At 70.7% G+C, this 25,117-nt stretch carries 25 protein-coding genes; 15 read left to right on the top strand and 10 right to left on the bottom strand.

Annotation, left to right across the window (positions count from 1 at the left end; translation table 11 throughout):
* Positions 1 to 5: 5 nt before the first annotated feature.
* The 3 genes from D2K64_RS12835 to ddpX form a co-directional block, all read right to left on the bottom strand.
* Positions 6 to 824, bottom strand: a complete 819-nt coding sequence (locus D2K64_RS12835; protein ID WP_120008759.1) for a TIGR03915 family putative DNA repair protein — start codon at positions 822 to 824, stop codon at positions 6 to 8.
* Positions 814 to 2,070 (bottom strand): putative DNA modification/repair radical SAM protein, encoded by a 1,257-nt coding sequence (locus tag D2K64_RS12830; protein WP_120008758.1) that lies wholly within the window; start codon positions 2,068 to 2,070, stop codon positions 814 to 816. The genes D2K64_RS12835 and D2K64_RS12830 overlap by 11 nt, the downstream gene beginning before the upstream one ends.
* A 75-nt stretch (positions 2,071 to 2,145) precedes the next feature.
* A complete protein-coding gene (gene ddpX, locus D2K64_RS12825) occupies positions 2,146 to 2,736 on the bottom strand; it encodes a D-alanyl-D-alanine dipeptidase (protein WP_456316373.1) in 591 nt (196 codons plus the stop codon).
* A 42-nt stretch (positions 2,737 to 2,778) separates the two neighbouring features.
* On the opposite strand from ddpX, the gene tsaB reads away from it, so the two are divergent.
* The 6 genes from tsaB (at position 2,779) to D2K64_RS12795 (ending at position 7,165) form a co-directional block, all read left to right on the top strand.
* The gene (tsaB, locus tag D2K64_RS12820; RefSeq protein ID WP_120008757.1) at positions 2,779 to 3,447 is read left to right on the top strand and encodes a tRNA (adenosine(37)-N6)-threonylcarbamoyltransferase complex dimerization subunit type 1 TsaB; all 669 of its coding nucleotides are present in this window, start codon (positions 2,779 to 2,781) and stop codon (positions 3,445 to 3,447) included.
* Positions 3,407 to 3,874, top strand: coding sequence for a GNAT family N-acetyltransferase (locus D2K64_RS12815; protein ID WP_120008756.1), 468 nt, complete (start codon positions 3,407 to 3,409; stop codon positions 3,872 to 3,874). Before tsaB ends, D2K64_RS12815 begins: the two co-directional genes overlap by 41 nt.
* Before the next feature lie 330 nt (positions 3,875 to 4,204).
* The gene (locus tag D2K64_RS12810) at positions 4,205 to 4,648 is read left to right on the top strand and encodes a MucR family transcriptional regulator (protein ID WP_120008755.1); all 444 of its coding nucleotides are present in this window, start codon (positions 4,205 to 4,207) and stop codon (positions 4,646 to 4,648) included.
* Between the two features lie 215 nt (positions 4,649 to 4,863).
* Entirely contained in the window at positions 4,864 to 5,370 is a 507-nt protein-coding gene (locus D2K64_RS12805; RefSeq protein ID WP_120008754.1) for a Fur family transcriptional regulator, read from the top strand.
* On the top strand, positions 5,367 to 6,176 hold the full coding sequence (locus D2K64_RS12800; protein WP_120008753.1) for a GNAT family N-acetyltransferase: 810 nt from the start codon (positions 5,367 to 5,369) through the stop codon (positions 6,174 to 6,176). Before D2K64_RS12805 ends, D2K64_RS12800 begins: the two co-directional genes overlap by 4 nt.
* Before the next feature lie 65 nt (positions 6,177 to 6,241).
* Positions 6,242 to 7,165 (top strand): lysophospholipid acyltransferase family protein, encoded by a 924-nt coding sequence (locus tag D2K64_RS12795; RefSeq protein WP_120008752.1) that lies wholly within the window; start codon positions 6,242 to 6,244, stop codon positions 7,163 to 7,165.
* Between the two features lie 13 nt (positions 7,166 to 7,178).
* Here the strand turns inward: D2K64_RS12795 and D2K64_RS12790 are convergent, their stop codons facing one another.
* From D2K64_RS12790 to miaB, 6 genes are all read right to left on the bottom strand, one after another.
* Complete coding sequence (locus tag D2K64_RS12790) at positions 7,179 to 7,631, bottom strand: helix-turn-helix domain-containing protein (RefSeq protein WP_120008751.1); 453 nt, start codon at positions 7,629 to 7,631, stop codon at positions 7,179 to 7,181.
* A gap of 133 nt (positions 7,632 to 7,764) precedes the next feature.
* Complete coding sequence (gene lnt, locus D2K64_RS12785; RefSeq protein ID WP_238384165.1) at positions 7,765 to 9,288, bottom strand: apolipoprotein N-acyltransferase; 1,524 nt, start codon at positions 9,286 to 9,288, stop codon at positions 7,765 to 7,767.
* An 88-nt stretch (positions 9,289 to 9,376) separates the two neighbouring features.
* Positions 9,377 to 10,285, bottom strand: a complete 909-nt coding sequence (locus tag D2K64_RS12780) for a hemolysin family protein (RefSeq protein ID WP_120008750.1) — start codon at positions 10,283 to 10,285, stop codon at positions 9,377 to 9,379.
* On the bottom strand, positions 10,282 to 10,833 hold the full coding sequence (gene ybeY / locus D2K64_RS12775; RefSeq protein ID WP_120008749.1) for an rRNA maturation RNase YbeY: 552 nt from the start codon (positions 10,831 to 10,833) through the stop codon (positions 10,282 to 10,284). The genes D2K64_RS12780 and ybeY overlap by 4 nt, the downstream gene beginning before the upstream one ends.
* Positions 10,833 to 11,927 (bottom strand): PhoH family protein, encoded by a 1,095-nt coding sequence (locus tag D2K64_RS12770; RefSeq protein WP_120008785.1) that lies wholly within the window; start codon positions 11,925 to 11,927, stop codon positions 10,833 to 10,835. The genes ybeY and D2K64_RS12770 overlap by 1 nt, the downstream gene beginning before the upstream one ends.
* A gap of 41 nt (positions 11,928 to 11,968) precedes the next feature.
* The gene (gene miaB, locus D2K64_RS12765; RefSeq protein ID WP_120008748.1) at positions 11,969 to 13,357 is read right to left on the bottom strand and encodes a tRNA (N6-isopentenyl adenosine(37)-C2)-methylthiotransferase MiaB; all 1,389 of its coding nucleotides are present in this window, start codon (positions 13,355 to 13,357) and stop codon (positions 11,969 to 11,971) included.
* A 327-nt stretch (positions 13,358 to 13,684) separates the two neighbouring features.
* Between miaB and D2K64_RS12760 the strand changes: the two genes are divergently transcribed.
* Together D2K64_RS12760 and hemW are read left to right on the top strand one after the other, a co-directional pair.
* Positions 13,685 to 15,154 (top strand): tetratricopeptide repeat protein, encoded by a 1,470-nt coding sequence (locus tag D2K64_RS12760; RefSeq protein WP_120008747.1) that lies wholly within the window; start codon positions 13,685 to 13,687, stop codon positions 15,152 to 15,154.
* A gap of 40 nt (positions 15,155 to 15,194) precedes the next feature.
* On the top strand, positions 15,195 to 16,415 hold the full coding sequence (hemW, locus tag D2K64_RS12755; protein WP_238384164.1) for a radical SAM family heme chaperone HemW: 1,221 nt from the start codon (positions 15,195 to 15,197) through the stop codon (positions 16,413 to 16,415).
* 3 nt (positions 16,416 to 16,418) lie between these two features.
* Here hemW and D2K64_RS12750 read toward each other — a convergent pair whose 3' ends face one another.
* Positions 16,419 to 16,808 (bottom strand): nuclear transport factor 2 family protein, encoded by a 390-nt coding sequence (locus D2K64_RS12750; RefSeq protein WP_120008746.1) that lies wholly within the window; start codon positions 16,806 to 16,808, stop codon positions 16,419 to 16,421.
* Between the two features lie 114 nt (positions 16,809 to 16,922).
* On the opposite strand from D2K64_RS12750, the gene D2K64_RS12745 reads away from it, so the two are divergent.
* The 7 genes from D2K64_RS12745 to D2K64_RS12715 all read left to right on the top strand — a co-directional run bounded on the left by D2K64_RS12745 (position 16,923) and on the right by D2K64_RS12715 (position 25,110).
* Positions 16,923 to 17,576, top strand: a complete 654-nt coding sequence (locus tag D2K64_RS12745) for a LolA family protein (RefSeq protein WP_120008745.1) — start codon at positions 16,923 to 16,925, stop codon at positions 17,574 to 17,576.
* Positions 17,577 to 17,647: 71 nt separating this feature from the next.
* The gene (locus D2K64_RS12740) at positions 17,648 to 18,640 is read left to right on the top strand and encodes a Bug family tripartite tricarboxylate transporter substrate binding protein (RefSeq protein ID WP_120008744.1); all 993 of its coding nucleotides are present in this window, start codon (positions 17,648 to 17,650) and stop codon (positions 18,638 to 18,640) included.
* A gap of 140 nt (positions 18,641 to 18,780) precedes the next feature.
* The gene (locus D2K64_RS12735) at positions 18,781 to 19,584 is read left to right on the top strand and encodes a gamma-glutamyl-gamma-aminobutyrate hydrolase family protein (protein ID WP_120008783.1); all 804 of its coding nucleotides are present in this window, start codon (positions 18,781 to 18,783) and stop codon (positions 19,582 to 19,584) included.
* Positions 19,585 to 19,813: 229 nt separating this feature from the next.
* The gene (locus tag D2K64_RS12730) at positions 19,814 to 20,620 is read left to right on the top strand and encodes an exodeoxyribonuclease III (protein ID WP_120008743.1); all 807 of its coding nucleotides are present in this window, start codon (positions 19,814 to 19,816) and stop codon (positions 20,618 to 20,620) included.
* Between the two features lie 136 nt (positions 20,621 to 20,756).
* A complete protein-coding gene (gene galE / locus D2K64_RS12725) occupies positions 20,757 to 21,794 on the top strand; it encodes a UDP-glucose 4-epimerase GalE (protein WP_120008742.1) in 1,038 nt (345 codons plus the stop codon).
* Positions 21,795 to 21,916: 122 nt separating this feature from the next.
* Positions 21,917 to 23,533 carry a phytoene desaturase family protein gene (crtI, locus tag D2K64_RS12720; protein WP_120008741.1) on the top strand — a complete coding sequence of 539 codons (1,617 nt, stop codon included), beginning with the start codon at positions 21,917 to 21,919 and terminating at the stop codon, positions 23,531 to 23,533.
* Complete coding sequence (locus D2K64_RS12715) at positions 23,530 to 25,110, top strand: phytoene desaturase family protein (RefSeq protein ID WP_120008740.1); 1,581 nt, start codon at positions 23,530 to 23,532, stop codon at positions 25,108 to 25,110. Before crtI ends, D2K64_RS12715 begins: the two co-directional genes overlap by 4 nt.
* Positions 25,111 to 25,117 lie beyond the last annotated feature (7 nt).

Below are 25,117 nucleotides of genomic sequence, written 5' to 3'. Positions count from 1 at the left end.
GGCTGTCAGCCGGCGTCGCGGCCGGGCTTCTGCCGCCGCGCCGGGGGCTTGGCCTCCTGGCCCAGCATGGCGCGCAGCCGGCCTTCCGCGCCCTGCATCAGCTCGGGGATGATCCGGGCCTCGGGCAGGTTCTTCCAGTATTTCTTCGGCATCTCGGCGCGCATGGCGTCCGGCTTCAACCGCGCCGGATTGAAGATCGAGGCGAAGTAGGTGCGCCACAGATCCTCCGCCGCATCGCCGGCCGGGGCATCGGCACGGCGCGCGCCGTCGGTGAAGCCCAGGGCCTCGCCATCCCAGTGGGCGCAGCGGCGCGGCGTCAGGATCGACCAGCGCAGCGCGGCGAAGCGGCGCTGAAAGAAGCCGGCCTCGGCTTCCACGATGTGGTGCTCCGGCTCGAACCAGGCGACGGAGCGCTCCCCCTCCGGCGTGTCGATCTCGCGGAAGCGGACAAAGGCGTGCATCTTGTGCGCGTCGCGCCGCACCGCGCGGGCCATGGCGTGCAGCCGCACCATGCGTGCCTCGGCCGGGTTGCGCAGCAGGCCGGGATCGCGGCGGCCATCCCACAGCAGCGAATACAGCAGCGCGAAGCGTTCCCCGTCACTGTGACGGACGGCGAGTTCCGCCAACTCCAGGAAGTCGCGCGGCACGCTCAGGGCGGCGGGTCTGGCCGCAGGCGGCGCGGTGCCGGCGAACAGTTCCGGCGCGTCCCCCGGCGTGTGCCAGGACACCTCCTCCGGCCGGATGCCGGCGCCGAGCAGGTCGCGCGCCGCGCGCCGCCAGCCGCCGTAATCGGCCGGCGCATCCAGGGTGACGCTACAGCGCAAGGGAGAGCTGCGCCGGCTGCGCCGCGGCGAAGGCGGAGGGGTTCAGCAGCTTCTGCCGCAGGCCGGTGGCGTCGATCTGCCCCGGCGGTGGCCGGTGGTCCGGCGCCACGAGGAACGGCGCCACCTTGCGCAGCGGCACCCGCAGCCGCGCCAGGTCGGCCAGCTTCACCCGCGAATGCCGCCGCGCCTCCAGGATGCGGTCGACGTTGCGGGCGCCGAGGCCGGGCACGCGCAGCAAGGCCTCGCGTGGGGCCTTGTTGAGGTCGAGCGGGAAGTCATCGCGGTGCTTCAGCGCCCAGGCCAGCTTCGGGTCGGCCTCCAGGTCCAGCATGCCGTCCTCGCCGCCCGACAGGATCTCCTCGGTGGTGAAGTCGTAGAAGCGCAGCAGCCAGTCGGCCTGGTACAGCCGGTGCTCGCGCAGCAGCGGCGGTGGCTGTGGCGGCAGGGCGGCCGAGGCATCGGGGATCGGCGAATAGGCCGAATAATACACCCGGCGCAGCCTGAACTGCTTGTACAGCCCGTCGCTGGTGCCGAGGATCTGGCCATCGGTGCTGTTGTCAGCGCCGATGATCATCTGCGTCGACTGCCCGGCCGGGGCGAAGCGCGGCGGCGCGGCGCGGCCGGCGGTGCGTCTGGCTTCCTTGGCATCGGCGATGTGGGTGGACAGCTCGCCCATGGCGCCGTGGATCGCCGGCAGGTCCTTCTCCGGCGCCAGTTCCTTGAGGCTGGCGATCTGCGGCAGTTCCACGTTGATCGACAGCCGGTCGGCCCAGCGCCCGGCCTCGGCCAGCAGTTCCGGCGCCGCGTCGGGAATGGTCTTGAGGTGGATATAGCCCAGAAAGCCGTGCTGCTCCCGCAGGGTGCGGGCAACGCGGATCAGCTGCTCCATGGTGTAGTCGGCCGAGCGGATGATGCCGGACGACAGGAACAGCCCCTCGATGTAGTTGCGGCGGTAGAAGGCCAGCGTCAGCCGCACGACCTCATCCACGGTGAAGCGGGCGCGGCGGATGTTGGAGGTGGCGCGGTTGATGCAATAGGCGCAGTCGAAGATGCAGGCATTGGTCAGCAGCAGCTTCAGCAGCGAGATGCAGCGGCCATCCGGCGCATAGGCGTGACAGATGCCCATGCCTTCCGTGCTGCCGAGCCCGCCCTGGGTGGAATCGCGTTTTTCCGATCCAGAGGAGGCGCAGGAGGCGTCGTACTTGGCCGCGTCCGCGAGCAGGGCGAGCTTGGCGCGCAATTCCATCCAGATGATCCGCGATTCATAAGTTCCTTATATGTTCCTTCGCGCCCGTTTTCCAAGCATCCGGGGTCCGGCGCCTCACATCGGACCGTCCCGGACCGCGCCGGCGCTGAGCGGCGGGAAGTCACGCGCTTCCGGCAGTTCGTAATGCCACCATTCGAGGCTGTAGGGCGCCCAGCCGGCGGCCACCATGATGCCCAGCAGCAGGGCGCGGTTGCGCTGGTCCGCCACTGGCACGCCGGGATGGCCATGTGCCGATTCCGCCGCCACCGCGTCGAAGCCGGTGCCCATTGGCAGTTCGGCGCCGGTGCCAGCCTCGCACAGCGTCAGGTCCACCGCCGCGCCGCGCGGATGCACGCCGCCGGCCCTGGGGTCGGACACGAAGCGCTTGTCGGTCACGGCATGCCACAAGGCCCATTGCGCCTCGATCGGCCGGAACGCGTCGAACACCTTGATGCGCAGGCCGAACCGCGCCGCCTGATCGCGGGCGCGCAGCAGGCGCTGGTGCGCGAGCGGCAGCAGCAGCGCCACCGGGCGGCGGTAGATCGGCGCGCCGGTGAGGTTGTCGGCCGTGGCGTAGCGGAGGTCGAGGAGGAAGCCCTCCTCCGCGGTGATCGGCGTGAGCATGGCCGCATCCTGCCACGGCCGCGGCATGGCGGCGATGTCCATGGGTGAGTTCCCCGTGGGGCGGATCTGCCCTATGCAGCGCGCATGCGGATCCTGGCAGTGGATGGCGCCCTGGCGCGTGCCTCGGCGGCGGTATGGGCGGATGGCATGGTGCTGGCACAGGCGGCGCAGGATGGGGCGCGCGGCCAGGCCACGGCGCTGCCGCCGATGGTGGCGCGGGTATTGGCCGAGGCCGGGCTGGCCGCCACCGAGCTGGATGCGGTGGCGGCGGTGGTGGGGCCCGGCGGCTTCACCGGGCTGCGCGCGGCGCTGGCGCTGGCGCAAGGCCTGGCCCTGGCGATCGGCCGGCCCGCCATCGGCGTCACCACCGGCGAGGCCCTGGCCGCCGCCCTGCCCGCTGCCCTCCGCGGCAGTCACGCGGTCTGGTCGGTGATCGACACCAGGCGCGGCCGGGTGCTGCTGGAACGCATCGCAGCCGGCGCCAGCGCCGCGGCCGCGCCGCCGGAACCTTTCGAACTGGAGGCGCTGCCGTTGCCGGATCAGCCCGTGGCGCTGGTAGGCGACGCCGCCGAGGCCGCGGCCGCCTCCCTCCTGGCACACGGCGCCACCGTGCACCTGACCGAATCATGGTTGCCGCAAGCCGGCGCGGCGGCCGCGGTGGCGGCGCTGCGGGCCTCGGGCGAGCTGTCGCCGCGGGCGGCGCTTCCCTTGTATGTCGAGCCCCCCGCGGTGCGGCAGCCGCCCGGTGCATGAGTTGCGGCTGGCGGGGGCGGCGGATGCCGCCGCGCTGGCCCTGCTGCATGCCCTGAGCTTTCCGCCGGCCGAGCGCTGGGGCGGGGACGCCATCCGGCTGCTGCTGGAGATGCCCGGCACCTTCGGGCTCCAGGCCGAGGAGCTGGGCTTCATCCTGTGCCGCGTGGCGGCGGACGAGGCGGAGGTGCTGACGCTCGCCGTGCGACCCGAGGCACGGCGCCTCGGGCTCGGCGCCGCGTTGCTGGACAGCGCGCTGGAACTGGCCGCCGCCGCCGGCGCCGCGCGCCTCTTCCTGGAGGTGTCGGACCGCAACGAGCCGGCGCAGCGCCTTTACCGTTCCGCCGGCTTCACCGCCGTCGGCCGCCGCCGGCGTTACTATGGCGATGGCAGTGACGCGCTGATCCTGAGCCGCTCCTGCCAAGCATAGCCGCCCGGAACGGCGGCAAGCACTGCGCGCGATCCGGCATTGTCCGGGCCAGCGCCGGTTCCCGACTGGATTCTGCCGTTTTCCATGGCTTCTCGCTGCATTCAGCACTGCGGGCGTGCAGAGAAAGACGCGGCGGCAAGTTTCGGTTGTGGGTGACGCGACTGCTGCCGACATGTTTTCTTGCGGAACTGTATTCTAGGCCCGGTGGTTTTTCTCCTACTCCAAGAAAATCGTGAATTGCGAAGCTTGCAAGGTCGGCGATATATTGACGGACATTATGGATGACCATGAACCTGGGATCATCCTGCAAAATTTCAGTGAGGCTCGGTAATGTCCGAAGAACAAGGTCCGCGCGAACTTCTTGGCCTGACGGCCCAGATCGTAGCGGCCCATGTGTCGAATAATTCCGTCTCGCTGGCCGAGGTGCCGTCCCTGATCGAGCAGGTGCACCGCACGCTTTCGGGCCTCGGCACCACGCCCGCCGTCGCAGCGCCGCCGCCGGAGCGGCCGCAGCCCGCCGTGCCGGTGAAGAAATCCGTCACCGACGACTACCTGGTGTGTCTGGAAGACGGCAAGAAGCTGAAAATGCTGAAGCGGCACCTGAAGACCGCCTATGACATGACGCCGGAACAGTACCGGGAGCGCTGGGGACTTCCGCAGGACTATCCGATGGTGGCGCCGAACTATGCGCGGCACCGTTCGTCCCTGGCCAAGAAGATCGGCCTCGGCACCAAGCCTCGTCCGGTGCGGCCGCGCCGCGGCGCGGCCAGCTGAGTCTGTGCGGGCACGGACCGCCCGCTTGCCTTCACGGCCTGATGATGGCAAGGCAGCGACGCCCGGCTGATGCTCGGGATCCGGGCCTGCCGGCCGGATCCGATCCACCGGCCCAGGCGGCATGGCTTCTGACATGCTGCGCTGTCGTGTCATAATGCGTGCGGGCGCGGCGGCTCCTCGCCCCGCCCGGCACCGGAGAGTACCTGACCGCCCCCATGGACACGCGCACCGACACGCCCCGCGACGCCGAAGAGCGCCCCGACCCGCTGCGGATCGAGCGGCTCTGCATCGAGCGCGGCCTGAAGATGACGGGCCAGCGCCGGCTGATCGCGCGCGTGCTGTCGGAAGCCATCGACCACCCGGATGTCGAGGAGCTGTATCGCAGGGCCCTGGCACTCGATGCCCGCGTGTCCATCGCCACCGTGTACCGCACGGTGCGGCTGCTGGAAGAGAAGGGCATCCTGGAGCGGCATGATTTCGGCGGTGGCCGCGCCCGCTACGAGGCCACCGATCACGGCCACCATTACCACCTGATCGACATCGACACCGGCAAGGTGATCGAGTTTTCCGACGTGCAGCACGAGGCGCTGGCCAAGGCGATCGCCGAGCGCTTGGGCTTCACCCTGATCGGCCACCGGCTGGAATTGTTTGGCCGCCGCCCGGCCGATGCGGAAGCGGCGCCGCGCCGCGGGCCGCGCCGGCGCGGCGGAGAACCGGCATGAGTCTGGATGCAGGCGCCGGCTTCGGCGAACTGCGTACGGGCAATCTTGGCGTCCGAATCGCCACCGACCCGGCCGAAGTGGATGCCGCGCAGGCGCTACGCTATCGCATCTTCTACGGCGAGATGGGTGCGCATCCCGACGCGCAGACGGCCCGCCTGCAGCGGGATCGCGACGATTTCGACGCCGTGGCCGACCACCTCCTGGTGTTGGACCACGATCTCGGCGAAGGGGTGTCGGCCGTGGTCGGCACTTACCGGCTGATCCGGCGCGGCGCGGCGGCCCGGGTCGGCGGCTTCTATTCGGCGTCCGAATACGACATCGACCCGTTGCTGCGCCAGCCGGGCGAGATCCTGGAGCTCGGCCGCTCCTGCGTCGATGCGTGCTACCGCAACCGGCAGGCCATGCAGCTGCTGTGGTCGGGCATCGCCGCCTACGTGTCGAAACACCAGATCGGCGTGATGTTCGGCTGCGCCAGCTTGCCGGGCACCGATCTCGAGCAGTTGGCGGTGCCGCTGAGCTATCTGCACAGCCATCATCTGGCGCCGCCGGAGCTGCGCCCGCGCGCCCTGCAGGAGCGCTTCGTGCCGATGGACCGGCTGGACCCCGCGCAGCTCGACCCGCGTGCCGCCCTGGCCGAACTGCCGCCCCTGGTGAAGGGCTATCTGCGCCTGGGCGGCTTTGTTGGGGACGGCGCGGTGATCGACAGCCAGTTCAACACCACCGATGTTTGCGTTGTTGTGAAGACCGAGCTGGTGACGGAGAAATATTCCCGCCATTACGAGCGCAAGATCGGCGGGAGGGATTAGCGGCCGGTGATGCGGAATTCCGCCGTGGGAAGCTTCGCCGCGCCGATGCGTCGCGCCACCGCCCCATGCCGCGGCCGTCCGCGCCGGATGCCGAACCGCTGAGCCCGCGCAGCCGCTCCGACGCACCGGTTGTGCTGGAGGATCCCCGGCCCCTCCCCCCGGAACGGCTGCGCCCACTGCTGCGCGCCTGCCTGCGCCTGTTCCTGGCCGCCGCATGGACGCTGGGCTGCATGCCGGTCCAATCCGTACTGCTGGTGTTGCCGGGCCGCGGCAAGCGGCGGTTCGCGCGCCTGTTCCATCGCGTGCTCTGCCGGCTGATCGGGCTGCGGGTGCGCGTGGTGGGCCAAGCGAGCCCGGCCGCGCCGACCTTGTTCATCAGCAACCATGCCTCGTGGCTCGACATCCTGGTGCTGGGAAGCGTGCTGGAAGCCGCCTTCGTGTCCAAGGCCCAGGTCGCCGGGTGGCCGGTGATTCGGACCGTGGCCCGCCTCGGCCGCACCGTATTCGTGAGCCGCAGCCGCGGCCGCACCGGCCAGGAAGCCGCCGCCATGCGGGACCGCCTAGCGGAGGGCGGCAGCCTGATCCTGTTTCCGGAAGGCACCAGCAATGACGGCAATCGCGTGCTGCCGTTCCGCTCCGCCTTTCTGAGCTTGGCGGAGGCGGCGTCGGCGGTGCAGCCAGTCTCGGTCGCCTATGACCGGTTGGGCGGCCTGCCCGCCCGCCGCCGTGACCGCGTGTTTTTCGCCTGGTATGGCGACATGGAGATCGGCAGCCATTTTTGGCGCCTGGCACAATTGCCGAGTGGCGGCGTTACGGTGCTGCTGCACGAGCCGGTGGCACCCGGCGCCTCGGCCGACCGCAAGGCGTTGACGGCGGCGGTGGAGCAGACGGTGGCGGCGGGCGCGGCAGCGCTGCGGCAGCACCGGGAGCCCTCGCCCGGGCTCACCCGCGCGGTGCCGCTGGCATCCCGCCGCAATCGCCGGAGCTGAGTCCGGTGCCGCGTCAGTCGGTCGGTGCCAGGCTCTTGATCAGGTCGAAGACTCGCTTGCGAACGGCCGGCTCGGTGATGCGGTAATAGGCCCGCACCAGTTCCAGCGTCTCGCGCTTGTGCAGCGTGTCGTCCTCGAAGCCTTCCTGCTGCTCGGCGAAGCCGCCCAGGCGGGCCCGAAGGGCCGTGGTGCCGCCGCCCATCGCATCCGGCATGTCGTCGAAGAAGAAGCCGATCGGCACATCCAGCACGCGGGCCAGATCGAACAGGCGGCTGGCGCCGATGCGGTTCACGCCGCGCTCGTATTTCTGGACCTGCTGAAAGGTCAGGCCCAGCGCCTCGCCCAGCTTTTCCTGGCTCATGCCGAGCAGGGTCCGGCGCAGCCGGACGCGGGAGCCGACATGCACGTCGATCGGGCTCGGTCGATGCTCGCGCTCGGTCCGCTCCGCCACTTGATCGCTCGGCATGGTCTGAATCTCCGCCACATCCTTGGCAAGAGGCGGCTGGCCATCTTGCAGTTCGATAAGTTGAATTAGGAGAGCAGCAGGATTTTGTCAACTCTTTCGAGAATTCTCATTTAAGAAACAGCTTTCGCGCGCTTCACATCCTTTCCGATGATTTCCGCCTGAATGCCACAACCAGAAGCATAAGCATCGCGCAGATCAGAGACGGAATATTCCCGAATTTGGCGAAGATCGTCACGGGAAGTTGTGCCGGAATTGGTGCAGACACGCTACCGGCCTCGCCCAAGCCGAGGCGTATCAGTTCGCGTCCACGCGCATCGAACAGGGCCGACACCCCGGTCTGCGCGGCGCGCGCGAGTGGAAGCCCCTCCTCCACAGCCCGCAGTCGTGCCGAGGCCAAATGCTGGTACGGCCCTGCGGAGAAGCCGAACCATGCATCATTGGTGATGTTGACGATCCAGGTCGGGCGGGATGCGGGGTCGACCACCGCCGCCGGAAAGATCACCTCGTAGCAGATCAGCGGGCTGAAAGCGGGCAGCCCGCCCGGCGCCAGTGACACCGGACCGGGCCCGGCGCTGAAATCCAGCCCTCCTTGCACCACCCGCACCGGCAGCCATCCACCGAGCGGCATGTACTCGCCGAACGGCACCAGATGCGCCTTGTCATAGACCGCCAGCAGGCGGCCATCGGCGGCCACGGCGGACAGGCTGTTGAACACCTGGCTCACCCGCCCCTCCGGCGTGAACTCCGCCCGCACGGAGCCCGCCAGCAGCAGCCCTCCCGGCGGCAGGGTGCGCGCCGCGTAGTCGCGCGCCGCCGCATCGGCCGGCAACAGGAACGGGCTGGCGGTTTCCGGCCAGATCGCCACCAGGGGCCGCCCCGGCGCCGCGGCGGCGGCTCGCGCGGCGCCGTCCCGCGTCAGGTCGAGGTAACGGCGAAAGATCGGCCAACGCTGGTCTTCGCGCCACTTCGCTTCCTGCTGCACATTGCCCTGCACCAGCAGCACCTCCACCGGCTGGGGTGGCGGCTCCGGCGCCGCCAGCCGCAGCCAGCCGAGGCCGCCCAGCACCAGCAGCACCATCGCGCCGCCTACCCGGAACCGCCAGCCGAGCGCCGGCACGCCCGCCAGCAGCAGGGTCAACAGCGACAGGCCATACACGCCCACAAACGCCGCCCCCTGCAGCGGCAGCGCGTGGAAGGCCCAGACGGTGCCGATGGCGTTCCAGGGAAATCCGGTGAACAGCAGGCCGCGCAGCCATTCCGCCAGGGTCCAGGCCGCCGCCAGGGCCAGCCAGCGTGGCCAGCCGGGCCGCGCCTGCCACGCCACGGCCGCCACCAGCGCCACATAGGCTGCCATTGGCAGGGCGAGGCCCGGCACCGCCACCGGCACCAGCCAGCCCCAGCGCCAGGGATCGGTCAGCAGCGCGTGGCTGATCCAGTACAGCCCCGCCACGTGATGGCCCAACCCCCAGGCGAAGCCCACCAGGGCGGCGCGGCGGGTGGTGCCGGCGCCGTTCAGCAGCGCCAGCAAGCCCGGCACCGCCAGCAGCAGCACCGGAACAAGGTAGAGCGGCGGCAGCGCCAGGGCCGCCAGCACGCCCAGGCCGAAGGCGGCGAACAGGGCGCGGCGGCCGGTCAGGGCCGAAAGGCGAGAAAACACGCGAAGATTCCCAGGACCCTGAAAAAGTCCGGGGGAAAACTTCCCCCGGACCCTGATCGTCATTCCCGCCGCCGGACGGGTGGGCGCCTCACTCCGCGGCGGCGCGGGGCTGCTGCGCGTGAACGCCTGGACGGCGCAGCCGCAGCCGGCGTATGCGGCGCGGGTCGGCATCCAGCACGCGGAACTCGACGCCGGAGGAATGCGACACCAGCTCCCCCTTGGCCGGCACCCGGCCGGCCAGGGTGAACACCAGGCCGCCCACCGTGTCGATGTCCTGCTCCCGCTCGTCCTCGGTCAGCAGCGGGCCGACCTTCTCCTCGAACATCTCGATCGGCGTGCGGGCATCGAGGTCGATCAGCCCGTCCGTCCGCTCGACGATCTGCGGCGCCACGTCCTCGTCATGCTCGTCCGAGATATCGCCGGTAATGGTTTCCACCAGATCCTCGATGGTCACCAGGCCGTCGATGCCGCCATATTCGTCCACCACCAGCGCCAGATGCATGCGCGCCTGCCGCATCTGCAGCAGCAGGTCCAGCACCGGAACCGAGGGCACCACGAAGAGCGGCTTGCGCAGCACCGCCGCCATGGAGAAGGGCGCGTCGCGGCCGACGCTGGCGAACACGTCCTTGATGTGGACCATGCCGACGATGTCGTCGAGCTGTTCCCGGTAGACCGGAAAGCGGCTGTGGCCCTCGCGCTGGATCAGGCGGATCGCCTGTTCCAGGGTCAGGTCCTCGGGCATGGCGACGATGTCGGCGCGCGGCACCATCACGTCATTGGCCGTCTTGCCGCGCAGCTTCAGCACGTTGCGCAGCATGGCCCGTTCCTGCAGGTCCAGGTCGGGGCGTGGCGGGCCTTCATGCTCGTGGTGCTCGTGGTGCTCGCGGCCCTCCACCAGGGCTTCCATCTGGTCGCGCACCGTTTCGGCGTTCTTTCGCCGCAGCAGGCCCTGCAGCCGCCACAGGATGCCCTCGCGGACCTCGCGCGCCTCGCTCATGACACCCCCCGCCAGGGGTTGGGCAGGCCGAGCCGGCGCATGATGCGGGCCTCGGCGCGCTCCATGCGGCGGGCCTCGCCGGCGGCGATGTGGTCGTGGCCGCCGAGGTGCAGCGTGCCATGCGCCACGAGGTGCGCCAGGTGGGTCGCGACCTTGCGGCCGGCGTCCCGCGCCTCGCGCCGCACCACGCCCAGGCCGAGGGCGACGTCGCCGAGATGGCCGAAGCCTTCGCCGGGAAAGGACAGCACGTTGGTGGGCTTGTTCTTGCCGCGATGGTCGGCGTTCAGCCGCTTCACCGCCCGGTCGTCCGTCAGCAGGACCGTCATGCCCCCGGCCGGCGCGCCCACCGGGGCGGCATCGCCGTGCGGCCCGCGGAGGAAGCCGTCGCCGGCCATCTCGGCCCAGGCAGCTTCGGCGGCACGGCGCGCCAGGGACTCGGCACGCGGCACCGCCGCACGCCAGGCCGGAGCGTCGATCAGCACGACCACCTCCGGTGTGGATTGCCCGACCACGTCGCCGTGGCCGGGCCTAGAACTTCCCGGTTCCATCACTCTCCTTCCGGCCGTGGCGGGCCATTCCCGTCCCGGCGCCGTACCGGCGCACCCGCCCTTGCGGGTGCGCCACCGGCCGATTGATCGGCCCGGTTATACGCGGCAACGATCTTCGCTACCAGCGGATGTCGCACCACGTCGGCCTCGGCGAAACGGGACACGCCGATGCCGCTCACGCCATCCAGGATGGCGAGCGCCTCGACCAGGCCGGAGCGCTGGCCGGGCGGCAGGTCGACCTGAGTCGGGTCGCCGGTGATCACCATCTTGGTGCCCTCGCCCATGCGGGTGAGGAACATCTTGATCTGCGCCGGGGTGGTGTTCTGCGCCTCGTCCAGGATGGCGTAGCAATGCGCCAGCGTCCGGCCGCGCATGAAGGCCAGCGGCGCGATCTCGATCTCGCCCGAGGCGATGCGGCGCGCCACCTGGTCGGCCGGCATCATGTCGTGCAGCGCGTCGTAGAGCGGGCGGAGATAGGGATCGACCTTCTCCTTCATGTCGCCGGGCAGGAAGCCCAGGCGTTCCCCGGCCTCCACCGCCGGCCGGCTCAGCACGATGCGGTCAACACGCCCGGCCAGCAGCAGCGCCACGCCCTGCGCCACGGCGAGATAGGTCTTGCCGGTGCCGGCCGGGCCGATGCCGAACACCATGTCGGCCTTGGCGAGCTGGTCGATATAGGCCGCCTGGGCGTGCGAGCGCGGCGCGATGGCGCCCTTGCGGGTGCGGATCGCGGGCAGGTCGGCCAGCGGCAGGCGCGGCTCGCTGTCGCTCCGCTTCTCGCGTGCGCGGGCTTCGGGAGCGCCTTCCGCCAGGCGCAGCGCCGTCTCGACCTCGGCCATGCCCACCACCTCATTCCTTTCCAGTTGCCGCCACAGGGAGCGGATCGCCACCTCGGCCACCTCGGCCGCCTCGGCACCGCCGATGATCGACAGGCGGTTGCCGCGGCAGGCCAGTCGCACGCCCAGGCGCTGCTCGATGCGCGCGAGGTGCCGGTCATGCTCGCCGAACAACAACGGCAGCAGCGCGTTGTCGTCGAACTGCAGCGTGACGGTGCGGGCGGCCGACACGGTGTCAGCCAGCAGGGGCCGGTTCAGCGCGCGGGGATCGGCCCGCAGCGCGATGGGGGCGGTGTTGCTCAAGCGGTCGCAAGCTCCTTCTCATTGAGCAAGGTGGCGGACAAGGAATTGGGGTGCGCGGCGTCGATCCGCACCCTCTCCAGGCGTCCCGCCAGATGCGCGGGAGCCATGACGTGAACCGGTTGCAGCCAGGGGGTGCGCCCGGCCATCTGGCCGGGATGGCGTGCCGGGCCGGTGAACAGGATATCGCATTCGCGCCCGACGCAGTCGCGGTTGAAACCGTCCTGCTGTTGCCGCAGCAGCGCCTGCAGCTCCTGCAGCCGGGCATCCTTCACCGCCTCGGCCACCTGCAGCGGCTGGCCGGAGGCGGGCGTGCCGGGACGCGGCGAATACTTGAAGGAATAGGCCAGGGCAAAGCCCACCTTCTCCACCAGCGCCATCGTGGCGGCATGGTCAGCGTCAGTCTCGCCCGGATGGCCGACGATGAAGTCGGAGGACAGCGCTAGGTCCGGCCGCGCCTCGCGCAGCCGGTCGGCAATGCGGACGAACAGATCCGCCTTGTGCTGGCGGTTCATCGCGGCCAGCACCCGGTCCGAGCCGCTCTGCACCGGCAGGTGCAGGAAGGGCATCAGCTGCGGGATGCGGCCATGCGCCTGGATCAGCGCGTCGTCCATGTCGCGCGGGTGGCTGGTGGTGTAGCGGAGGCGGGCCAGCCCATCGATCTCGGCCAGCGCGTACAACAGGCGGGACAACGTCCAGGTGGCGCCGTCGGGGGCCTCGCCATGCCAGGCATTCACGTTCTGCCCGAGCAGCGTGATCTCCCGCGCGCCGCCGGCCACCAGCCGCCGCGCCTCCGCCAGGATGGCCGCCACCGGGCGCGAGAACTCGGCGCCACGGGTGTAGGGCACCACGCAGAAGGAGCAGAACTTGTCGCAGCCCTCCTGGATGGTCAGGAAGGCGGTCGGCCCCTGGCTGGCCGACACGTCCGGCAGCAGGTCGAATTTCTGTTCCACCGGAAAGTCGGTATCGATCTGGGCGCCGGCGGCGCGGGACGCGCGCGCCACCATCTCCGGCAGGCGGTGATAGGTCTGCGGGCCGAGCACGATGTCCACCCATGGCGCGCGGGCGGTGATCTCGGCGCCTTCCGCCTGGGCGACGCAGCCGGCCACGGCCAGCACCATCTTCTGCCCCGCGGCTTCCCGCTCATGCTTCAGCAGCCGCAGCCGGCCGAGATCGGAGAACACCTTCTCCGATGCCTTCTCGCGGATGTGGCAGGTGTTGAGGATGACCATGTCGGCCTCCTCCGGCGTGGCGGCGGGGCCGTAGCCGAGGGGCGCCAGCACATCCGCCATGCGGGTGCTGTCATACACGTTCATCTGGCAGCCCCAGGTGCGGATGAACAGCTTCTTGCGGTTGGCCGAGGCCGTGATCGGGGACGAGGAGGTCATGACGCGGGGAATCCGGAAGGGCGGAACCCGGCGGCGCACACCAGCCGGGGCCACCCCGGTGGGGGGCGGCAGGCCGGGCGGATGTGCGGGGCGCGTGGCCGCGGGTCAAGCGTCCAGGCTCCCCGGGACCGCAGAATCGTCCAGCGATCGGGGCCGCATCATGCTTTCGGAGAGTTGCGGATGGCTTCCCGCCGGGTCAAGCCAAACCCGCCGCCGCGATGTGACGATTTCGCGCGCGCCGCCCTGTAGGTCGGTTGAAAGATCCTCTGGCTTCGCCACCGGAGCGGGCAGTACACTGCGGGGCCATCATGACCATGACCGTCCGCCTTGCCACCCGCTGAGATCATCTACGAGGATGACGCCGTCCAGGCGGTGCACCAGCCGGGCGCCGGCGACCGCAGCCTCGTCACCTTTGGTGGCCTGACCGACCGGCCCGCGACGGGCCCGGAAGGGCCGGTCTTCTGGGGGCAGAAGCCGGCCGCGCAGCTCGGCCTCAACACCGTGGGCGTGCTGGCCAAGGCCGAGAACTGGTACCCTGCCGAGGCGATGCGCCGGGCCGCGCCGGCGATCCGGGCGCGGCTGAGCGGCGTGGTGCTGGGCTACGGCTTCAGCATGGGCGGCTATGCGGCGCTGAAGCACGGCCGGCTGCTGGGGATGGAGGCGGCGCTGGCCGTGTCGCCGCAGGCCTCCATCGATCCTGCCGACATGGCGGAGGACCCGCGCCACCACGCCCGCTTTGATCCAGGGCGCCATGGCGGCATGCGGGTGATGCCGGGGGACGTGGCGCCGTTCGTGGCGCAGATCGTCGATCCCTATGAGCCGATGGACCGCATGCAGGCGGCCCGCATCGCGGTCTGCTGCGAGATCGCGACGCTGCCGCTGCCGTTTCTCGGCCATTCCACGGTCTGGCACCTGGCCGACAGCGCCATGCTCGGCCGCGTGCTGGAGCATCTGCGCGCTCGCGATGCCGGGGCGCTGGGCCGGGCGCTGCGGCAACACCGCGCGGCCTCGCCGCACTGGGCGCGGCTGGTCGGCCGCGCCGCCCTGGCCCGGGGCCATGCCGCCCTGGCCGAGCGGCTCTGGCAGCGCGCCGTGGCCTGCGGCCTGCCGCCCGGCTCGCTGCAGGTGGAGCGCGGCATGGCGCTGGAAGCGCGGGCGCAGCGCCTGGCGCAGCGCGACCGCGCCGCCGAAGCGCTGCCGTTCTGGCTGGAAGCGGCGCAGCTCCTGGAGCGCAGCGCCGCCGCGCAGCAACGCATTGCGACGGCGCTGCGCCGGCACGGGCTGGAAGACGCCACCACGCCTTTGCTGCAGCGGCTGGTGGCGCTGGCGCCGGAGGACACGTCCGCCCACCTCGCGCTGGTCACGCTGCTGCAGGAGCGGAACCAGACCGGCGCGGCGCTGGCGGCACTGCTGGCCGCCGCCGCCCGGCTGCCCGAGCCGCTGCTGGCCGGGCAGCTGTGGCAGCTGCCCGAGCGCGAGGAGGACGCGGCCTTTCTGCGGCAGGCGCTGGACACGGCTCCGCACAGCACGGCACGCGGCCTCGCCGCGCTGCAGCTCGGCCGGCTCGCCCTGCGCCGGGGCGATCTCGCGGAGGCCGGGCCACTGGCCGCCGCCGCCGCGAACTGGCTGCCGCAGTGCGACCAGCCATTGCTGCTGCAATGGCGGATCCAGGAGGCGCAGGAGAGCGCGCCCGCCATCGCCACGCCCGGACCATCGCCGGACCCGCCGCCCCGGCCGGACCGCGGCCGCAGGCTGCGCAGCTGGCTCGGGGGCCGCCGGGCGGCGGCGGGCGGCTGAGGCGGCAGCATCCCTCGACGCGGCGCCCTGACCTGCCCATATGGCCGCGGTGATGATTGTTGTTCCCGAGCCTGTTGCGGCGCCCGAGCCGCTGGCGCTCTACGTCCATTGGCCGTTCTGCGCCTCGAAATGCCCGTATTGCGACTTCAACAGCCATGTGCGCGACCGGGTCGACACCGCCCGCTTCGGCGCCGCCCTGCTGCGCGAACTGCGTTTCGAGGCCGACCGCCTGGCGCGGGAGGCGGCGGGCGGCAATGCGGCGCCGCGCCGGCTCGGCTCGATCTTCTTCGGCGGCGGCACGCCCAGCCTGATGCCGCCCGAGCTGGTGTGGGACGTGATCGCCGAGGCGACGCGGCTGTTCGAGCCCGAGCCCGACATCGAGATCACCCTGGAAGCCAATCCCACGAGCGTCGAGATCGGCCGGCTGCGCGGCTTCCGCGATGCCGGGGTGAACCGCGCCAGCCTCGGCGTGCAATCCCTGGAGGCCGAGGCGCTGCGCTTTCTTGGCCGTCGGCACGACGCGGCGCAGGCCGTGGCGGCGCTGGAAGCGGCGCGCGAGATCTTTCCGCGCCTGTCCTTTGACCTGATCTACGCCCGCCCCGGCCAGGCCGAGGCCGCCTGGCGGGCCGAGCTGCGCCAGGCGCTGGCGCTCGCCGCCGACCATCTCTCGCTCTATCAGCTGACCATCGAGCCGGGCACGCGCTTCGCCACCGAATACGCCCGGGGCGCCTTCGCCCTGCCGGCAGATGACGATGCCGCCGCGCTCTACCTCGCCACGGCGGAGGAAGCGGGACGGTTCGGGCTGCAGCCTTACGAAGTGTCGAACTATGCCGTGCCGGGCGCGGAAAGCCGGCACAACCTCGCCTATTGGCGCTATGCCGATTACCTCGGCATCGGCGCCGGGGCGCACCAGCGGCTTACGCTGCGCGACGGGCTGGTGGCATTCCGCCGGCACCGGGCGCCGGAAGAATGGCTGGCCCGGGTCGAGGCGCAGGGCCATGCCGTCACCGCCACGGAAACCCTGTCGGCCGAGGACCGCGCCCGGGAAGCCCTGCTGATGGGGTTGCGCCTGGCCGAGGGGATCGACCCGGCGCGGCTGGAGGCCCGCACCGGGCGCACGCTGCGCGACGCGCTGGAGCCGGAGATGCTCGCCGCCTGCCTCGAGGAGGATTACCTGCGCTGGACGGCGGAAGGCCGGCTTGCGGCCACCCAGGAAGGCCGGCTGCGGCTCGACCTGATGCTGCCGCGCCTGCTGCGCTGAGCCTCAGGCCCAGAAGGCGTGGTCGTCAGCGAGGTTGGCGGCGAAGAAGAATGCCTCGATGATCTGTTCGCCCCGGAAGCCGTACACCGCCATCTCCTGGCCGCGCACCGGACCGCCCGGCTTCTCGGCCGACCAGTGGATCACGGCCGAGCAATGCGTCGCCGTCTCGATGGTGGCCGCCACCTCCAACCGGAAGCTGCTGCCGGTGGCGGCCAGGGCGCGGTGCATCATGTCGATCACCTGATCCGGCCCCTGCAGCACCCCCATGTGGCGGCCGACCTCCGGCTCACACCAGCGCAGCGCGGGATGCAGCCAGGGACGCAGCAGCTCCGGCTCGTTGCGGCGGCGCAACGCGTAGAATTCGTGCACCAGGGCAGTGGGACCGTTCAACATCGGCGTTCTCCGGGAGGGTTGGGCGACTCCCACGGTGCCGGGTTCGGCGGCGGGCCGCCAGTTCGTCCCGCCCGCGTCTTTCTTTCGCCATGCCGCGGCGCCAGATAATAACACATGCTCCGACGCACCCTCCTGGCCGCCCTGCCCGCCTTGACCCTGCCATTGCTGCTTCCGGCCCTGGCCGGGGCGCAAAGCCCGCGTGGCGGCGCCGTGCCGCCGCGGGACCAGCCCGCCCTTCTGGCACGCGCCGAGGCCTATCTGAACAGCATCACCACGCTGAAGGCGCGCTTCCTGCAACTGGCGCAGAATGGCGGCACGGCCGAAGGCACCGCCTATATCGCGCGGCCCGGGCGCATGCGCTTCGAATATGATCCGCCGGAGCCCTTGCTGCTGGTCGCCTCCGACAATCAGTTCCTCTACTACGACCGCGAATTGAAGCAGCCCTCGGTGGTGCCGGTCGGCTCCACGCCGCTCGGCCTGCTGCTGCGCCGCGAGATCCGGTTCGGCGGCGACATTGAGGTGATGGAGGTGACGCGCAGCGGCGAGGCCCTGGGCATCACCCTGCGGCGGCGGGACAACCCGGCCGAGGGCCGGATCACCCTGGTGTTCTCCGAAGCGCCCATGGAATTGCGGCAATGGCTGGTGGTGGACGGCCAGGGCCGGCAGACGCGGGTGACGCTGTCCGCCATTGAAACCGGCATGCCGCTGGAGCGCCGCCTGTTCACCTTCAACGACCCACGATTCTTCGAGGAGGAGCGCAACCGCTGATCATGGCCCGGCGGCATTGACGGCCGCCGCGGCACGGTGCTCCCCTGTTCCGAAAACGGGAGAACACCAAGATGCGCAGACGCCTGCTTCTCGGGGCGGCCCTGGCCACGCCCATGCTGGCGGCAGCCCGGCTCCCGCGCGCCGCGGCGCCGTTTCCCAGCCCCGTCGCGCTGGTGGTGCCGTTCACCGCCGGCGGCTCCACCGACATCGCGGCCCGCGTCCTGGCCGAGCGCATGGCGCCCCGCCTCGGGCCGCAGGTGCGCATCGTGGTGGAGAACCGCGCCGGGGCCGGCGGCTCGGTGGGCAGCGACTATGTGCGGCACCGCTCGGCCGACGGCACGACGCTGCTGATGGCCACGGCCTCCTCGCATGGCAGCAACCCCGCCGCCCTGCCCGACCGCACACCCTATGACCCGGTGCGCGACTTCAGCCCGGTCGCGGTGGTCGGTGGCGGACCGCTGGTGGTGGTGGTGCCCCTGAACTCGCGCTTCACATCCATCGCCGCGCTGCTCGCCGCCCTGCGGGAGCAGCCGGGCCGGCTGCACTGGGCCACCTCGGGCGTCGGCGGCATCGGCCATCTGACCGGAGAAGCGATGCTGGCGCGGGCCGGGGGCCTGAAGGCCGAGCACGTACCCTATCGCGGCGGCGCCCAGGTGATGGAGGCCCTGGCCAAGGGAGAGGTCGATTTCTCCCTGGAGGTGCTGGCCTCCGCCGCGCCGCACCTGCGCGACGGCGTGTCGCGCGGCCTGGCGGTGACCGGAGCGGCGCGCCACACCCTGCTGCCCGAGGTGCCGAGCCTGGCGGAAGCCGGGCTGGACGGGTTCGACATCACCACCTGGAACGTGCTGCTCGGACCGTCCGGCCTGCCCAAGGACGTGCTGGGCATGCTCAGCGCCGCGGCCAATGCCGCCCTGGCCGAGCCGGATGTGCGGCAGCGGCTAGTCGCCGCCGGGGTCGATCCCGCGGCTCCCAGCACGCCGGCCTCCACGGAGGCTTTCCTGCGGCAGGAGTTGGCCAAGTTCCAGGCGGCGGTGCGCGGCGCCGGGCTGAAGCTGGATGGCTGAGGCGACGTGACCACAGCCGGCGCTTCCTGCCCGGCCAACAGGCCGATGCGGCCCAGATGCAACAGGGGTGCAACGCGGATGCCACGAAGCCGCATGATTTCGGGCTTGATCGCGCCATCCTGCGGCGCAACCTTGGTGACATGCGCCCCCTGATCGGCATTCCCTGCTGCATGAAGGCCTTCGGTGCCTTCGCCATGCCCAACCACGCCGTGTCCGACCACTACATCAAGGTGGTGCTCGGACCGATCGGCGGCATCCCGATCCTGGTGCCGGCGGCCGGTTCCGCCGTCGCGGCGGAAGTGCTGCCGCGCCTGGACGGGCTGATGCTGACGGGCAGCCGTTCCAACGTTGCGCCCGGCCTGTATGCCGGGCCGCCGCATCTGGAAGGCACGCCGGAAGATCCCGCCCGCGACTCCACCACCATTCCGCTGATCCTGGGCGCGCTGGAGCGCGGCCTGCCGGTGTTCGCCATCTGCCGCGGCTTCCAGGAACTGAACGTGGCGCTGGGCGGCACGCTGGACCAGCGGATCCAGGACCTGCCGGGCCGGATGGATCATTCCACCCCGTCCGACCAGGCGCTGCCCAAGGTGCGCACCGGCAAGGCGCATGCCGTGCGGGTGGCGGCCGATGGCGTGCTGGCGCGGCAATGGCAGGGGCTCGACTGGTCGCCAGCCTCGGTGCCGGTGAATTCGCTGCACAACCAGGGTGTGGCGCAGGTGGCGTCGCGCCTGGTGCCGGAAGCCTGGGCGCCGGACGGCACGGTGGAGGCTGGCCGCGTGGAGGGCGCACGCGGCTTGGCGCTCGGCGTGCAGTGGCACCCCGAATATGACTGGGCGGAGGATGCGCTGTCGCGCCGCCTGTTCGAATCCTTCGGGGAGGCGGCGCGTCGTTATGCCGCGAAACGGTTCGAGCCGGAGCTGACGGCCACGCTTGCGGCCGAATAGACACAGTTTTTTTTCAAGCGTTGCAATCAAACGTTTTTGAGTTGCGCAAATAGGTCTTATCATCCTGTTCGCCGATGCCCATTCTTGGGCGTGGGCGGCTGGTCCCCCAACCAGCCAAACCCGACCATTCCTTCAGGAATGCATCCCCCCGGCGCCCGGTCACCCCCCTGACCGGGCGCCACTTTTTTGCCTTCTGGCCCAGGCCGCGCATCCGGCCTATGGCTGGGCCATGTCCTCGCTTCGCATCGTCACCTGGAACATCAACTCCGTCCGGCTGCGCCTACCCTTGCTGACCGGATTGATCGAGGCCCTGCGCCCCGACGTGCTGTGCCTGCAGGAAACCAAGTGCCCGGATGAACTGTTCCCCCACGAGGGCCTGTCCGCCTTGGGTTTTGAGCACCGCGCGGCGCGCGGCATGAAGGGCTATAACGGTGTCGCCATTCTGTCCCGGGTTCCGTTCCGAGTACGAGGCGACGACCCGGATTGGTGCGCACGCGGCGATTGCCGCCACATCGGCGTCGATCTGGACGTTCCCGGCGGGCTGGAACTGCATGATTTCTACGTTCCGGCCGGCGGCGACATCCCGGACCGCGAAACCAATGCGAAGTTCGCGCACAAGCTCGACTTCATCGCCGAGGCCACCGCCTGGAACAGGGCGCGTGGTCCGGTGAAGCGCTCCGTGCTGGTCGGCGATCTCAATGTCGCGCCGCTGGAACAGGACGTCTGGAGTCACAAGCAGCTGCTCGACGTGGTGTCGCACACGCCGGTCGAGGTGGCGGCGCTGAATGGCTGGCAGCAGGCCGGCGGATGGTACGACGCGCTGCGCCATTTCGTGCCACCAACCGAGAAGCTGTACACTTGGTGGTCCTACCGGGCGCGGGATTGGGAAGCGTCCAACCGCGGGCGGCGCCTGGACCATGTATGGGTCAGCCAGGATCTGGCCGGCCAGCTGCGCAGCTTCGAGGTGCACAAGCCCGCCCGCTCATGGATCCAGACCAGCGATCATGTTCCCGTTATGGTTGAGGTTTCGCTTTGAAGCCGGGCTGCGCGGGTGACATGCTGGTGACCGCTTGCAGCGCGGCGCTGCATGTCGGAACCGATGCTGCTATGGTGCGTTGCAGCAATCCACGATGCCGCCGTGTTCCGGCGGCGGCCATGCAGAAGGAACAGCTATGGCGCGCTTCCTGGTAACAGGCGGGGCCGGCTATGTCGGCAGCCATGTCGTTCTGGCCTTGCGCGAGCGGGGCGACGAGGTGGTTGTTCTCGACGACCTGCGGCAGGGTCACCGCGCCGCCGTCCCGGTCGGGGTGGAGCTGGTGGTGGCCAACCTGGCCGATCGCAGGCGCGTCGACGAGGTGTTCGCCGGCTGGCGCTTCGACGGGGTGCTGCATTTCGCCGCCCTGTCCCTGGTGGGCGAGAGCATGCGCGAGCCGATGCGCTACCTCGCCGAAAACCTGTCCAACACCGCCAACCTCGCCGAGGCCGCGGTGAGGGCCGGATGCCGCCGCTTCGTGCTTTCCTCCACCGCCGCGCTGTTCGGCAATCCGGAGCGCATGCCGATCGACGAGACGGCGGGCATCACCCCCGGCTCGGCCTATGGCGAAAGCAAGTTCATGGCCGAGACGGCGCTGGACTGGGCCGACCGGGTGCATGGCCTGCGCTCCGCCGCGCTGCGCTACTTCAACGCCGCCGGCGCCGACCCGCAGGGCCGCCTGGGCGAGGACCACCAGCCCGAGACGCACCTGATCCCACTGGCGATCGATGCGGCGCTCGGCCTGCGCGACCCGCTGACGGTGTTCGGCACCGATTACCCGACGCCGGACGGCACCTGCATCCGCGACTACGTCCACGTGACCGATTTGGCGGATGCGCATCTGCGGGTGATGGACGCGCTCGAGACCGGACCCAGCGTCCGCTACAATGTGGGCAACGGCCTGGGCCATTCGGTGAAGCAGGTGATCGAGGCGGTGGAGCGGATCAGCGGCCGCCCGGTGCCGCACAGCATCGGCCCCCGCCGTGCCGGCGACCCGGCGGTGCTGGTGGCGTCGAATGAGAAGCTGCGCCGCGACACCGGCTGGAGCCCACGCTATGCCGGGCTCGACGAGATCGTGCGCACGGCCTGGGCGTGGCGCTCGGCGCATCCGCGCGGCTATGACGACCGCGCGGCGCCGGCGCTGCAGGATGCGCCACCGCCGGCCAGGGCGGCGTGATGACTTCCGCGGCAGCCATGGCATCGCGCCGCGGCTGCTGGCCAGCGCCTCATATTGCCTCTTGGCAACTCTGCCATCGACCGCACCTTCCTTCCTGATGTGACAGGGAGACGCTGTCGGGCATGAATATCCCGCTGGGCCGGCCGGCCTTCGATGATTCCGCGAACAGGCCGCATGTTGTTGTGATCGGTGCCGGGCCGGGAGGGCTGGCGGCGGCGATGCTGCTGGCCGCCCGCGGCCTGCGCGTGACCGTGCTGGAACGCGACGGGGTGGTTGGCGGCCGCAGCCGCACCCTGACCACCGAGGGCGGCTACCGCTTCGATCTCGGCCCTACCTTCTTCCTGTATCCTCGCATCCTGGAAGAAGTCTTCGCGGCCTGCGGCGCCTCGCTGCGCGAGGAGGTGCCGATGCTGCGCCTCGACCCGCAATACCGGCTGGTGTTCGGCGGCGGCAACGGGCCGGTGATCGACGCGACGCCGGACGTGGCCCGGATGGAAGCGGAGATCGCCAAGCTCAGCCTGGAGGACGCCCGCAATCTCAGGCCCTTCCTGGCCAACAACCGCCGCAAGCTGGAAGCCTTCCGCCCGGTGCTGGAGCGCGGCTTCGCCTCGGCCGCCGACCTGCTGGCCCCCGACATGCTGCGCGCCCTGCCGCACCTACGCCCGCACCTGTCGGTGGATGCCGAGCTGAAGCGGTACTTCCGCGATCCGCGCACGCGGCTGCTGTTCTCCTTCCAGACCAAGTACCTGGGCATGAGCCCATTCCGCTGCCCCAGCCTGTTCACCATCCTGAGCTTCCTGGAATACGAGCACGGCGTGTTCCACCCGCTCGGCGGCTGTGGCGCGGTCTCGGGCGCCATGGCCAAGGTGGCGCAGCGGCTGGGCGCGCAGCTCCGCCTGAACGCGCCGGTGGAGCGCGTGGTGTTCCAGGGCAAGCGCGCCACCGGGGTCGAGGTGGCGGGCGAGTTCGTGCCGGCCGACGCGGTGGTGATGAACGCCGATTTCGCCCATGCTGCGCCGAAGCTGATCCCCGATTCGGTGCGCCGCCGCCGCTGGTCGGACAAGCACATCGCCAAGGCGCGCTATTCCTGCTCCACCTTCATGCTGTATCTCGGCGTGGAGGGACGCTTTCCGCAGCTGGCGCACCACACGGTGCTGCTGGCCGGCGATTACCAGCGCAACCTGCGCGAGATCGAGACCGGGCTGCTGCCGGCCGAGCCCTCCTTCTACCTGCACAACCCGGTGGCCAACGATCCCTCCATGGCGCCGGAGGGGCACAGCAGCCTGTACCTGCTGGTCCCGGTGGCCAATCTGCGCGGCGTCACCGACTGGAGCCGGACCGCCCCGCTGTTCCGCGCCGAGGCGCTGCGCCGCCTTGCCTCGCTCGGCATCCCGGACATCGAGAGCCGCATCCGCTACGAGCGCATGGTGACCCCGGTGGACTGGCGGGACGAGTTCGCGGTCGGGTATGGTGCTACCTTCAACCTGTCGCACGACCTCGGGCAGATGCTGAACTTCCGGCCCGGCAACCGCTTCCGCGACACGGACGGGCTGTACCTGGTGGGCGGCGGCACGCATCCCGGCTCGGGCCTGCCGGTGATCTACGAGGGCGCGCGGATCAGCACCGACCTGCTGCTGCAGGATCTCGGCCTGCCGCGCAACGGCACGCGGCTGCCGGACCTGACCACGCCGGACGAGGCCGTGCCCGGATCGCTGGCGGAAAAGGAGAGCGTGGCATGAGTTCGTCGCATGTGGTGGTGATCGGCGGCGGCCTCGGCGGGCTGTCCGCGGCGGCGGTCGCTGCGGCGCGCGGCCACCGCGTCACGCTGTTCGACAAGAACGAATGGCTGGGCGGCAAGGCGGCGGTACTGAACCTTCCGTCCGGCGCCGGCGCCAACAGCGGCTTCCGCTTCGACATGGGGCCCACCATCCTGACCATGCCGCGCGTGCTGCGCCGCATCTTCGCCGAGGCGGGACGCGACCAGCAGGCCGAGCTGCCGCTGATCCGCCTCGACCCGCAATGGCGCTGTTTCTTCGAGGACGGCACGCGAATCGACCTCCAACAGGACGTGCCGGCCATGGCGGAGGCGATGAACCGCTTCGCCCCCGGCAATGGCGATGGCTACCGCCGGTTCCAGGACGTCGCGCACCACCTGCACGATGTGTCGGAGAAGTTTTTCTTCTGGAAGTCGGTGGAAGGCATCGCCGACACGCTGGACTTCAAGGCCAATTTCTCGCCCGACACCATGCGGGACGTGCTGGCGCTGCGCATGGGGCAGACCGTCGCCAAGGTGATCCGCGGCCATGTGCCGGATGCCCGGCTGGCGCAGATGCTGGACCACTACACCCAGTATGTCGGCTCCTCCCCTTATCTGGCGCCGGCGGTGCTGTGCGGCATCGGCGACATGCAGGCGGCGGAAGGCATCTGGTATCCGGAGGGCGGCACCCGCGCCGTGGCCGAGGGCCTGGCGAAGCTGGCCGCCGAGCTGGGCGCCGACCTGCGCCCCGGTGTGGAGGTGACCGGGATCGAGGTGGAGAACGGTGCTGTGCGCGGCGTCAGGGCGGGCCGGGAGCGCATCGCCTGCGACGCAGTGATCTCCAACATGGATGCGATCCGCACCTATGGCGAGCTGGTGGGCGGCGCGGCGGCGAAGAAGTACCCGCGCCGGAAATACGAGCCGGCCTGTTCCGGCGTGGTGCTCTATCTCGGGCTGAACCGCCGCTACGAGCACCTCGCGCATCACGACTTCGTCTTCTCCCGCGATGCGGAGGAAGAATTCGACGCCATCTACAAGAAGGGCATCCCCGCGCCCGATCCCACCGCCTATCTCGCCGCGCCTTCCGCCACCGACCCCAGCGTGGCGCCGGAAGGCGGGGAAGCGCTTTACGTGCTGGTCCACACGCCGCATCTGCGCCCCGGCCAGGACTGGTCGGCCATGCTGCCCGCCTATCGGCAGGTGATCCTGGACAAGCTGAAGCGCACCGCCGGCATGGAGGACATCGAGGACCGCATCGTGGTCGAGCGCGCCCTCACCCCGCAGGACATCCATGAGCGTTACCGCGTGCTGGACGGCGCCATCTACGGTCTGGCCAGCCACGGCCGGTGGACCGGTGCCTTCAAGCCGGGCAACCGCTCACGCGCGGTGAAGGGGCTGTACCTGGCCGGCGGGGCGGCGCATCCGGGGCCCGGCATGCCGATGGTGATGATGTCTGGCTGGATCGCCGCCGATTCGCTCGACCAGGATCTGGGCGGGCGCGGCATGGACGAGATGGCGCGCCGCGCCGGCGAGCGGGGGATGCCGCTGGCGGCGGAATGACCGGGCG

Source organism: Teichococcus vastitatis, assembly GCF_003604215.1.
Lineage (GTDB): Bacteria > Pseudomonadota > Alphaproteobacteria > Acetobacterales > Acetobacteraceae > Pseudoroseomonas > Pseudoroseomonas vastitatis.
Note: the sequence above shows the minus strand (reverse complement) of the source record. Positions and strands in the feature narration are given on the sequence as shown.